This is a genomic window from Pseudomonas sp. F01002 (assembly GCF_004402115.1).
GTDB classification, from domain to species: Bacteria; Pseudomonadota; Gammaproteobacteria; order Pseudomonadales; family Pseudomonadaceae; genus Aquipseudomonas; species Aquipseudomonas frigoris.
In genome coordinates this window covers 114166-125619 of the sequence record NZ_SOPU01000005.1, presented here as the reverse complement: position 1 = coordinate 125619, position 11454 = coordinate 114166, and the positions used below count along the sequence as shown (strand labels likewise).

Sequence of the window (11454 nt, the reverse complement as noted above, 5' to 3'; positions counted from 1 at the left end):
GCTGCTACACAGATCGTGTTACTGCGAAGTGACCGGTAATCAGCGTTTGCAATGCCGCTCGCCCTGAGGGCTATGCTTGGCAGTGCGCCCATCACAATGGGAGACCTCCGATGATTAACGTACGCACTGCCCGCATGCTTGCCGATTACAAGCGCTGGGCCAATCAACGCCTCTTTGACAGCCTGGCCGCACTGCCGCCGGGTGAGGTCAATAAAGAGCGCGTGTCGGTGTTCAAGAACATGATCGGCACCCTGAACCACCTCTACGTGGTGGACTGCATCTGGCAGGCCCACCTCGAAGGCCGAGGGCACGGCTTCAAGACGTCACACGATCTGCTGCACCCCGAACTCGCCGAGCTGCGCCTGGCGCAAAAGGACATCGATCACTGGTACTGCGACTGGAGCGAACGGCAGACCGATGCCTCGCTGGATAAACCCGTCGAGTTCAGCTTTGTCTCGGGGGAAAGCGGCACCATGAGCGCCGGCGCGATACTGATGCACGTGGTCAACCACGCCAGCTACCACCGCGGCTGGGTGGTCCAGATGTACTTCGAAATTCCGGTCATGCCGCCGGTCACTGACCTGCCGGTCTACCTGCGCGAGACCAACCCCGAGTCTTTCAAATCGATTAATGCCCCGGCAGTGGAGCGGCCATGTGTTGGGCAATTCGCGAGCGCAACCAACGTTCTGCCGGATCGTTATCGTTGACCCCGTTCCAGACCATGGACAGTTTGGACAGCACGATGTCAAACGGCGGGTCGTCGGCTCGCAACTGGCTGCTGCCTTCGATCAGCGCGCACGCCGCGTAGTCCGGCACCGTGGCGAGCATATCGGTGCCGGTCAGCAAGGCGCGCAGGCCGGCGAATTGCGGCACCGCCAGCACCACCCGGCGTGAACGACCGATACGGGCCAGGTCGCTATCGATGGCACCGGTCAAATCCCCGGAAAACGACACCAGCGCGTGAGGGCGCTCGCAATATTCATCCAGGGTCAGGGTGCCGGGACGGTCATCGCCACGCAGGATCTTGACGCTCAGGTCGCGCAGCTTCTTGCGCTTGGCGTTGGCCGGCAGTTCCGTGGTGTAGCTGATCCCGACGGAAATCTCCCCGCTGGCCAGCATCGACGACATCAGCATGAAATTCACCCGCCGCACCACCACCACGACGTTCTGCGCCTCTTCGCGTATTTGCTTGAGCAGCGGCGGAAACAGGCCGAACTCGGCGTCGTCGGACAGGTCGATGCGGAATACATCGCGGCTAGTGGACGGGTCGAAATCCTTGGCCCGGCTGACCGCGCCGGAGATGGTGTCCATCGCCGGCTGCAACTCCTTGAGGATCGCCAATGCGCGCTGGGTCGGCTCCAGCACACGACCGTTACGCACCAGCAGCGGGTCGTCGAACAGGTCGCGCAACTTGGCCAGCGAGGCACTGACGGCGGGCTGGCCGAGAAACAGCTTCTCCCCGGCCCGGGTCAGGTTCTTTTCGAACATCAGGGTTTCGAAAATCACCAGCAGGTTCATGTCCACGCGACGCAGGTCGTTGCGGTTCATGTGGGGTTGCTCGCAGGATTTCGGGGTCTTTTCAGTAAAGCACCAAACCCTGTGTGGCAGTCGAAGATCCATTCGCTTAGAAAATCAAAGGATCGCAGCCTCGTTGCACTCGACAGCTCCTACAGGTGTGCGCCAAACCCTGTAGGAGCTGTCGAGTGCAACGAGGCTGCGATCTTTTGATCTTGAAATCTCAGGGCGAGTCAGCCGAACCTGGCTCCGTTAGCACTTTCCTGAACGTCTCCACCAGCGGCCGCAAATTGATCCGGTGCCACGCGGCCCACAGCGGCGTGGTGAAGGAAATCCACGGCACTTCCCGCAGCACCACGCCGGGCGGTGCGTTGCGGCTCAGGCCTTTCTGAATCATGGCGATGCCCAGCCCCGATGCCACCAATCCCAACGCGGTGAAAGGTTCGGTGGCTTCCATGCGAATGTCCGGGGTGAAACCAGCGCGGATGCAGGCGCTGACGAAGTCGTCGCGGCTGGCGGCGTCTTGGCGGGGTTGCACGCCGATCCATTCCTGATCGGCCAGGTCCGCCGGGGTCAGTGTTGTGTGGTTCGCCAAAGGATGGTGCTCGGGCAGGGCCAGCAGCATCGGATCGTCCAGCACCTGAAAACCCAGCAGGTCCGGGTCGTCGGCGACGGGCGGTTCGCTGACCAGTGCGATATCCAGACTACGCTGACGCAGGCCTTCGAGTTGTTCGGCGGAAATCAGGTTGTACAGCGCGACGTGTACGTTCGGCCGGTCGACCCGCAGCACCCGCAAGGCATTGGGCAAGACGCCGGCGTGCATGGCGTTTTCGATGTAGCCGATGCACAAGCCGCCTTCTTCGCCACGACCGAGGCGCTTGCCCAGGGATTCCAGGCGATTGGCGTGGGTCAGCAGGGCACGGGTTTCAGCCAGAAAAGTCTGGCCATCGCGGGTCAATCGGATGCGTTGCTGGCTGCGTTCGAACAGGGTCAGCCCCAGGCGTTCTTCGAGCTGGGCGATCTGCCGGCTCAGGGGCGACTGGGAAATGTGCAGGCGTTCGGCGGCGCGACCGACGTGTTCTTCTTCGGCGACGGCAACGAAGTAGCGCAATTGGCGGATGTCGATCATGTCAGACCTATCAGGACTCAAGTGCTGCATATTATGTCTTGGACGGTCCGATCATCGCAATCTAGCATCTGCTCAACGGTCACCTCTGATGACCCCTGACACTCAAGAGGAAAAACCCATGAGCTTGAAGGACAAACTACCTGGCACCCTCGGTTTCGGCACCGCCCCATTGGGCAACATGTTCCGCGCCATTCCTGAAGAAGAGGCGATGGCTACTGTCCACGCCGCCTGGGATGCCGGTGTGCGTTACTTCGACACCGCTCCGTTTTACGGCTCGGGCCTGTCGGAAATTCGTCTGGGCACCGCATTGGCCCAGTACAACCGCGACGACTATGTACTCAGCAGCAAAGTCGGCCGAGTGATTCTCGATGAAGTCGAAGACGCCGCGGCCCGTGACTTGGGCGAAAAAAGTGGAGTGTTCGAACACGGCCGCCCGAACAAGATCGTCAACGACTACAGCGCCGATGCCACGATGCGCTCCATTGAAGACAGCCTCAAGCGCCTGCAAACCGATCGTCTGGACATCGTCTGGGTGCATGACATCGCCCAGGACTTCTACGGCGATCAGTGGCTGGAATACTTCAACCAGGCCCGCACCGGCGCCTTCAAGGTGTTGACCCGTTTGCGCGAAGAAGGCGTGATCAAAGGCTGGGGCCTGGGCGTGAACAAGGTTGAACCGTGCGAACTGACCCTGGATCTGACCGAAGCTCAGCCGGACGGTTTTCTGCTGGCGGGTCGCTACACGCTGCTCGACCACGATCGTGCCTTGCAACGCTTGATGGACGCCGCGCTGGCGCAGAACGTCGAGATTGTGGTCGGTGGTCCTTACAGCTCGGGCATTTTGGCCGGTGGCACACACTTCGAGTACCAGAAAGCCAGCCCGGCGATCATCAATAAAGTCGAGCAGATCAAACGCATTGCTGCCGCGCATGGTGTCGACATCAAGGCAGCTGCGTTGCAGTTCTCGTTGGCTAACCCGGCCGTGGCGGCGGTGATTCCGGGGTCCAGCCGTCCGGACCGGATTGCTGAAGACGTTGCCGCGATGTCGGCCGTCATTCCCGCTGCTTTCTGGCAGGCGATGCGCGACGCGAAACTGGTGTCCGAACGTGCGCCATTGCCGATCATTGGAGGTTGAGCATGAAAATCGATCTGAGTGGAAAATGCGCCATTGTCAGCGGCAGCACCGCCGGCATTGGCCTGGGCATCAGCAAGGCGCTGGCCGAGTCCGGCGCCACGGTGGTGGTGATCGGCCGCGAGACGGCCAAGGTCGAACAGGCGCTGGCGAGCATTCGCCAGAGCGTGCCGGGCGCACAGTTGCGTGGCCTGACCGCAGACCTTGGCACTGCCGAAGGCGCCGAGTTGTTGTTCGCCGCCGAACCACGGGCGGACATCCTGGTGAACAACCTCGGGATCTTCAACGATGTGGATTTCTTCGATGCACCGGACAGCGAGTGGACGCGTTTTTATGAGGTCAACGTGATCTCCGGCGTGCGCCTGTCACGGCATTACGTGCCAGACATGGTCAAGCAGGGCTGGGGGCGGGTGATCTTCCTGTCCTCGGAATCCGGGGTCGCAACACCGGCCGACATGATCAACTACGGCGTGACCAAAAGCGCCAACCTGGCGGTGTCCCATGGTTTGGCCAAGCGGCTGGCGGGCACCGGGGTGACGGTCAATGCAATCCTGCCTGGCCCGACATTGACCGATGGTTTGGAACAGATGCTCAAGGATGCCACCGCCGAATCCGGGCGCAGTGTTCAGGAAGAAGCCGACGCCTTCGTGCGCAAGGCCCGGCCGAGTTCGATCATCCAGCGCGTGGCGGATGTCGAGGAGGTCGCGAATCTGGTGGCTTATATCGCCTCGCCGCTGTCTTCGGCCACTACTGGCGCGGCGTTGCGGGTCGACGGTGGTGTTGTCGACAGCATGGCGATTTGAACCTTATTGATTGAGAGAGAATATTTCATGGCTGCAGCATCAGCATTCATCGACATCCCGGCGACCGCCGACCAGGTTTGGCAATTGATCGGCGGCTTTAACTCGCTGCCGGACTGGCTGCCGTTTATCCCGAAAAGCGAGCTGAGTGAAGGCGGCCGGGTACGTAGCCTGCAAACGGCGGACGGGGCGGTGGTGGTTGAGCGGTTGGAGGCGTTTGATAACGCTGGGAAGACTTACAGTTATTCGATTTTGCAGGCGCCGTTTCCGGCTACTGACTATCTGGCGACTATCAGTGTTGAAGCGCAGGGGCAGGGCGCGCGAGTGACGTGGTCTGGGCGGTTTGCACCTGTCGGTGTGAGTGACGAGGAAGTGGTGGCGCTGTTTACCGGTATCTACCAAGGCGGCCTCGAAGCCCTGCGCGCCAACTACCCGGCCTGACCCTGGACTGATCGTTCCCACCGTGGGAACGATCATGTTACTGAACCGACAATCTAAGCTCCGCGCACAACCCACCCCCCTCGCGATTGCTCAACGTCAACGATCCCCCGATCGCCAACGCCAACTGCTGTGCAATCGCCAACCCCAACCCGGTCCCGCCGGTGCTGCGGTTACGTGAGTTCTCCACGCGATAAAACGGTTCCATCACCTGAGCCAATTCTTCCTCGGCAATCCCTGGCCCTCGGTCCATCACCTTCACCGACAAACTGCCGTCAGCCTTCGCTTCCACCCACAACTCGGCGGCGCCGGCAAATTTGAGTGCGTTGTCCGTCAGGTTCACCAGCACTCGCCGCAAGGCGTGCGGCCGGGTGTTGATCACCGCGTCACTTTTACCGCCGAGCTGAACGTCTTTGCCCATGTCCTGATAGTCGAACACCAGGCTGTCGAGGAACGAATCCAGTTGGGTGCGGCGACTTTCCTCGGTGGCGCCATGCACGCTGCGGGCATAGGCCACGCCTTCGCGCACCAGGTGTTCGATCTCGCCAAGATCATTCCAGAGTTTGTCTTTCTCGACGGAGTCGTCCTTGAATTCGGCACGCAGTTTCATGCGGGTAATCGGGGTTTGCAGGTCGTGGGAAATCGCCGCCAGCAGTTGCATGCGTTCCTTGAGGTAAGCGGCGATGCGCGCCTGCATCGAATTGAAGGCCATGGCGGCATGGGCGACTTCGGTCGGGCCTTTTTCGTCCAGGTGCACCGCGTGGGTGTTGGGGTCCAGGGTCTCTACCGCTTGGGCGAGGCGGGTGAGGGGGCGGATGGCGATTCTCACGGCCAGCCAGGTGCAGATGAGCATCAGCGCCAGTTGCCCCAGCAACACGATGGGTAACCACGGCGACAACGGCACCATCGAGGGTCGAACGTCGATGGTTACCGGGCTACCGTCCGCCAGTTTCAGGTGGACCTGAAAATGTTTATCCGGCCCGGGGATGTCGGTCACCGTCATCGGGTAATCCTTGCCGATGGCCTCTTTGATCGAAGTCATCGCTATTGGCGAATCGCTCATGGGCATGCCCGGCGAGCCTTCGTTCAACAAATAGCGGTAGTTACGTCGATCCAGTTGTTGCAGCCAGCTCATGCGTTCTTCGGCCGGCAAGCGGTCGAGGATGGCGATGGAGGTCGAGACGTCGGTTTCCAGATTGCCCAGCATGGTGTTCTTCGTGCTTTCGTATCGCTCGTAGTACTGCGCGCCGAAGGACAGCGCCTGCGCGAGAATCAAGCCGATCAGGAAGATCAGCGACAGTCGCGAGGCGAGGGTGCGGGGCCAGCGCATCGAGAGATTCATGAGGGCGCCCCGAGGACTTCCACCGGCAGCGAAAACACATAGCCTTCGCTACGCACGGTTTTGATGTAGGCCGGTTCGCGGGCATCGTCCAGCAGTCGCTGGCGCAAGCGGCTCACCAGCAAGTCGATGGAGCGGTCGAACAGGTCGGCATCGCGGCCTTGGGTCAGGTTCAGCAATTGATCGCGATTGAGCACCCGCTGAGGATGATCGAGGAACACCCGCAGCAACCGATATTCCGCGCCACTGAGCGCGACCATCGTGCCGTCCTCATCGAGCAAGTGCCGGGCCGAGGTGTCCAGGCGCCAGCGCCCGAAGGCCAGCAAACGACCGCTTTCGGTGACCACCAGGTTGGGTGGCAGCATCCGTGTGCGGCGCAGCACGGCGTTGATTCGGGCGAGCAGTTCACGCGCAGCGAATGGCTTGACCAGGTAATCGTCGGCACCCATTTCCAGGCCGATGATGCGGTCGGTTTCATCGTTGCGCGCGGTGAGCATCAGCACCGGCGTGGCCTTGTGTTTGCCGGCGCGTAACTCACGGCACAGCATCAGGCCATCGTCGCCCGGCATCATGATGTCGAGCACGATCAGGTCCACCGGCGTGGATTCCAGGAACGTGCGCATTTGCCGTCCATCCGCCACGACGGTGGTGCGCAGGCCGTTTTTCTTGAGGTAGTTGCCTACCAGTTCCCGGATCTCGCGGTCATCGTCCACGATGAGAATGTGATCGACGTGTTCCATTTGGCCAGGCCTCTGTAGATGGGGGATGTCGCGCAGTCTATCGAGCCTTGGCCCGCTCGCCCGCAGTCCTTTGTATTGCAGTGTATCTGGCATGTCGGCGGATACACGTGGACGCAAAAACACTCATTTTCAGGGCTTTTGTATCGCTGTGTATCCCGGCCCGGTTTTGATACGTACCGATTTACACGCGCCTGTTCCCGACACAGTCGGGATACCTCGCGGGCTTCTAATAGGTTCCATCGAGGCAAATCAAACCGCCTCGGCCCAATAAACGATTGACCTATTGAAGCCTTGAGGAAACCACCATGAACACCAAAGCCGTCTACGCCGCTTGCCTGTTTGCCGCCCTGAACATCTGCACCTTGTCGGCCCGCGCCGAAGCTGGTGTCTCCGCTAAAACCTACACCTACGGCACGCACCTGGACATCAAGAAAGTGGTGTCGCTGAAACAGGACGCCTCGACTTCCTGTGGGGTTGTGGATGCCCAGCTGACTTACCTGGATTCCCATAACCAAACCCAGGTTCTGGACTATCGCAAATTTGCTGATGGCTGCAACTCAGAGAACTGAGTCCTGCGCTGACCCATTGCCCATGCCAACGCTGCTGTTGAACAGAAAAGCTGTGGCAGCGCGACTTGCTTCCAGCTGACGCCGGTGGCGGAGAAGGGCGGGGACGTCTTTCTGGCGCAGGACGGTTCCAGCCGTACGCCGCAGGGGCAGCAGCTGGACAACCAGACGGCCTGAAGCCCGGAACACTGATCTGTAAACACCACCGATCCAGTGTGGGAGCGGGCTTGCTCGCGAAAGCGGAGAGTCAGTCGACATGAATGTTGAATGTACTGACCTCTTCGCGAGCAAGCCCGCTCCCACAGGGGATGTGTGTAAACCGCCGCACTCAATTTTCCAAGGTGATCCCATGTTTCTCATCGCTTTCCTGGGCGGCATATTGACCGTCCTCAGCCCTTGCATCCTCCCGGTCGTGCCGTTCCTGTTCGTCGGTGTTAAACGTACACGTTCCTCGATCCTGCTCACCCTTGGCGGCATGGTCCTGACCTTCGCCCTGATCTCCAGCTTGGCCGTGGTCAGCAGCGAGTGGGTGATACAAGCCAACAACACCGGTCGCCACGTAGCGCTGATCGTGATGGTGCTGTTCGCCCTGTCGCTGATTTCCGCCCGTGTCGGTGACTGGCTGGCCCGTCCCTTCGTGGCGCTGGGCAACCGCCTCGATCCGGATACCCGCAAAATGTCCGGCCCGTTGAGTTCGCTCATGATCGGCGTTGCCACCGGTCTGCTCTGGGCACCGTGCGCCGGACCGATCCTCGGGGTCATCCTCACGGGCGCCATGCTGCAAGGTGCAAACGCTCAAACCAGCCTGTTATTGGTGGCGTATGGCCTGGGCAGCGCATTGTCCCTGGGCACCTTGATCTTCGCCGGTCGCGGCCTGGTCAATCGCTTGAAAGCGTCGATCCCGGTCACCGGTTGGCTGCGTCGTGGTGCGGGTGTTGCGGTGCTGGCGGCTGCGGCGGTGATTTCCACCGGTGCCGACAAAACACTGCTGGCCGGCACTTCGTCCGAAGGCGTCAGCAGCATCGAGAAAAGTGTGTTGGAAACCGTACCGAAAGTCGTCGATTACTTCGTCAGCAAGGTCAACGCAGACTCGTCCATGGACAACGCCAAAGGCGCCATGCCGTCAATTGCCGGCGCAGTGCAATGGCTTAACTCGCCAGCCCTGAGCAACGATTCGCTGAAAGGCAAAGTAGTGCTGGTGGACTTCTGGACCTTCGACTGCATCAACTGCCAGCACACCTTGCCCTACGTGAAGGACTGGGCGAAGAAATACGAGAAGGACGGCCTGGTAGTGATCGGCGTCCACACCCCTGAATACGGTTTCGAGCGCATCATCGACAACGTCAAGGATCAAGTGAAAAAGCTCGGCATCACCTACCCGGTGGCGATCGACAACAACTACGCGATCTGGCGCAACTTCGACAACCAGTACTGGCCCGCTCACTACCTGATCGATGCCAAGGGCCAGGTGCGTTATACCCACTTTGGTGAAGGCAGTTACGAGACTCAGGAGAAAGTGATTCAGCAGTTGCTGGAAGAGGCCAAAGCACCCGCTGCGTAAGGCTTCACATCAATGGCTCACAGGCTGTGCGCCGTGGGTCATTGGTTTTTTCTCCTGACTGCGCCGCCACGCCGCCGGTGGCGCTCCATACTCTCGACGAAACGCCCGACTGAACGCCGTGTCAGTCTGGTAGCCCACCTCTTCGGCAATCCGCATCAACGAGCTGTTACTGCTGCGTAACAGGTTGGCCGCCAGCAACATCCGCCATTGCGTCAGGTACTGCATCGGCGAACTTCCCACCAGTTGCTGGAAGCGCTCCGCCAACACCGATCTTGACGTGCCGGCAGTGCGCGCCAGTTCATCCAGGGTCCAGGCGTGACACGGTTTTTTGTGCAACGCGTTGAGGGCGGCGCCGACAATCCGGTCGCCCACACCGGCCAGCCAACCGGTGCGACCTTCGCCCTGTTCGTGCATGTACAGGCGTAGCACCTCAATGAACAACACCTCGGCCAGTTTCGCCAACACACCTTCGCCGCCGGGGCGGGGCGAGCGCGCTTCGGCCAGTGCATAACGGACCGACGATTCCAGCCAGATACCGGCATTCGAGCCTCGCACATTAACCCGGACCACCGCCGGCAACCCGGTCAGCAACATGCCGGCCAGACGGGTATCGCACGCCAAATAGCCGCACACCAACCGCGTTACCGCGCCGCCACCGCCATAGCTCAATTGCCGTGGACGGCGCGCCAGCACCACGTCCAGCCGCGCACCCGTGGCGGGTGCGAGCCCAGGTTGTGAGCTCATGCGATGGGCATCTCCCTGAGGGAAAACCACCACATCGCCGGCCGTCAGCAGGAGCGGGGGATCATCACCCAGTTCGACATAACACTCGCCTTCGGTGATCAAGTGGAAGATCACCACGCGTTCGGCGCCGGGCTCCAGAAACGGAGCCGCCGCGTCGGCGCTCGGCGATTGGTAGCACCAGGGTGCAGTGAACCTGGCATTGATGAAAATCGCGCCGACCAGGCGGACGACGCGCAGCGTCTGGGACAGGGCGTCCATGGTGGTTTTCCCGTGTTGGCGGGCAGCTTTGGGTGGTGAGCTTGATTGTGAGCCTGTCGCGCCAGAGCATGAAATCTCCGGACGATCGGGCAGGGTTGGCCGACGATCGGACAGGACGCCAGCGTTGCCCGGCGCGATAGTTGACCTACAGGGTCTGCCGACCCTGTCATCAATAACAAGAATGAGAGGTTGCCATGCCTAAGTTCGTTATAGAACGCGAGATTCCGGGTGCTGGAACACTGTCAGAAAGGGATTTGAAAGCGGCTTCGCAAAAGTCCTGCAAGACGTTGCGCGACTTGCCAGAGGTGCAGTGGCAGCAGAGTTATGTCACCGGTGACAAGCTCTACTGCGTGTACATCGAGCCCAACGAAGAGTTGATCAAGGAACACGCCAGGCAGAGCGGTTTTCCGGCCAACCGCATTTCCCAGGTCACGGCCATCATCGATCCCACCACGGCCGAATAAGCCGGGTTGCGTTCCAACCCGCAACGGAGCGGAATTCATGAGTACACGCATTGATCTTACTGCCTTGAAAAACCGTCAGATGGCCTCTTGGGCCAGTGGCGACTATGCCGTGATCGGCACCACCTTGCAGATCGTCGGCGAGCAACTGGCCGAAGCCTGCGACCTGCTCTGCGATGAACAGGTACTCGACGTGGCCGCCGGCAACGGTAACGCGACGCTCGCTGCCGCGCGCCGTGGTTGCCATGTCACTTCTACCGACTACGTGGCCGCGCTGCTGGAACGCGGCGAAGACCGGGCCAGGGCAGAACACCTGGAAGTCACGTTTCAAGTGGCTGACGCCGAAGCCTTGCCGTTCGAGGATGCCAGCTTCGATGCCGTGCTTTCGACCTTCGGTGTGATGTTTACGCCGGACCAACCCAAGGCCGCCACGGAACTGGCGCGGGTTTGTCGTCCCGGAGGGCGGATCGGCCTGGCGAACTGGACGCCCGAAGGGTTCGTCGGCCAGATGTTCAAGACCCTCGGCCGCCACCTGCCGCCACCGCCGGGCGCTCAACCGCCTTCGCAGTGGGGCACCGAAGCCTGGCTGCGCACGCACTTTGACGAACGTGACTTTCTGGTTCAGGTGACGCGCAAGACTTTCAACTTCCGTTACCGCTCGGCCGCGCATTTCATCGACACGTTCCGCACCTGGTACGGCCCGGTCCACAAAGCCTTCGCGACGCTGCCTCCTGAAGGCGCCCAAGGGCTGGAAAACGACCTGACCGAACT

General features: G+C 60.8%; 13 protein-coding genes. 8 read left to right on the top strand and 5 right to left on the bottom strand.

Translation table 11 applies throughout. From position 1 onward, the window contains the following. The first annotated feature begins 110 nt into the window (after nt 1-110). Nucleotides 111-707, top strand: coding sequence for a DinB family protein (locus E3W21_RS04420; protein ID WP_134418579.1), 597 nt, complete (start codon nt 111-113; stop codon nt 705-707). Here E3W21_RS04420 and E3W21_RS04415 read toward each other — a convergent pair. Then, nucleotides 628-1548, bottom strand: a complete 921-nt coding sequence (locus tag E3W21_RS04415; protein ID WP_134418578.1) for a LysR substrate-binding domain-containing protein — start codon at nt 1546-1548, stop codon at nt 628-630. The genes E3W21_RS04420 and E3W21_RS04415 overlap by 80 nt on opposite strands. A gap of 190 nt (nt 1549-1738) precedes the next feature. Beyond that, the gene (locus E3W21_RS04410) at nt 1739-2644 is read right to left on the bottom strand and encodes a LysR substrate-binding domain-containing protein (protein ID WP_134418577.1); all 906 of its coding nucleotides are present in this window, start codon (nt 2642-2644) and stop codon (nt 1739-1741) included. A 118-nt stretch (nt 2645-2762) separates the two neighbouring features. Between E3W21_RS04410 and E3W21_RS04405 the strand changes: the two genes are divergently transcribed. The 3 genes from E3W21_RS04405 to E3W21_RS04395 are packed head-to-tail and all read left to right on the top strand — an operon-like array spanning nt 2763 to nt 5017. Continuing rightward, nucleotides 2763-3779 carry an aldo/keto reductase gene (locus E3W21_RS04405; RefSeq protein WP_134418576.1) on the top strand — a complete coding sequence of 339 codons (1017 nt, stop codon included), beginning with the start codon at nt 2763-2765 and terminating at the stop codon, nt 3777-3779. 2 nt (nt 3780-3781) lie between these two features. After that, nucleotides 3782-4579: an SDR family NAD(P)-dependent oxidoreductase gene (locus E3W21_RS04400; RefSeq protein WP_134418575.1), complete on the top strand. Its 798-nt coding sequence runs from the start codon at nt 3782-3784 to the stop codon at nt 4577-4579. 27 nt (nt 4580-4606) lie between these two features. Continuing rightward, entirely contained in the window at nt 4607-5017 is a 411-nt protein-coding gene (locus tag E3W21_RS04395; protein WP_129436758.1) for an SRPBCC family protein, read from the top strand. 37 nt (nt 5018-5054) lie between these two features. Here the strand turns inward: E3W21_RS04395 and E3W21_RS04390 are convergent, their stop codons facing one another. Beyond that, complete coding sequence (locus tag E3W21_RS04390) at nt 5055-6356, bottom strand: ATP-binding protein (protein ID WP_134418574.1); 1302 nt, start codon at nt 6354-6356, stop codon at nt 5055-5057. Further along, nucleotides 6353-7093 carry a response regulator gene (locus E3W21_RS04385; RefSeq protein WP_033060285.1) on the bottom strand — a complete coding sequence of 247 codons (741 nt, stop codon included), beginning with the start codon at nt 7091-7093 and terminating at the stop codon, nt 6353-6355. Before E3W21_RS04385 ends, E3W21_RS04390 begins: the two co-directional genes overlap by 4 nt. 305 nt (nt 7094-7398) lie before the next feature. Here E3W21_RS04385 and E3W21_RS04380 point away from each other — a divergent pair, with 305 nt between their 5' ends. After that, the gene (locus E3W21_RS04380; protein ID WP_134418573.1) at nt 7399-7662 is read left to right on the top strand and encodes a DUF2790 domain-containing protein; all 264 of its coding nucleotides are present in this window, start codon (nt 7399-7401) and stop codon (nt 7660-7662) included. 346 nt (nt 7663-8008) lie between these two features. Then, entirely contained in the window at nt 8009-9220 is a 1212-nt protein-coding gene (locus E3W21_RS04370) for a cytochrome c biogenesis protein DipZ (protein WP_134418571.1), read from the top strand. Between the two features lie 9 nt (nt 9221-9229). Here the strand turns inward: E3W21_RS04370 and E3W21_RS04365 are convergent, their stop codons facing one another. Continuing rightward, entirely contained in the window at nt 9230-10222 is a 993-nt protein-coding gene (locus E3W21_RS04365; protein ID WP_134418570.1) for an AraC family transcriptional regulator, read from the bottom strand. Nucleotides 10223-10416: 194 nt separating this feature from the next. On the opposite strand from E3W21_RS04365, the gene E3W21_RS04360 reads away from it, so the two are divergent. Both E3W21_RS04360 and E3W21_RS04355 read left to right on the top strand, forming a co-directional pair. Beyond that, nucleotides 10417-10686, top strand: a complete 270-nt coding sequence (locus E3W21_RS04360; protein ID WP_134418569.1) for a DUF4242 domain-containing protein — start codon at nt 10417-10419, stop codon at nt 10684-10686. Between the two features lie 37 nt (nt 10687-10723). Next, on the top strand, nt 10724-11454 hold a 731-nt coding region (locus E3W21_RS04355), incomplete at its 3' end, for a class I SAM-dependent methyltransferase (protein ID WP_256661504.1).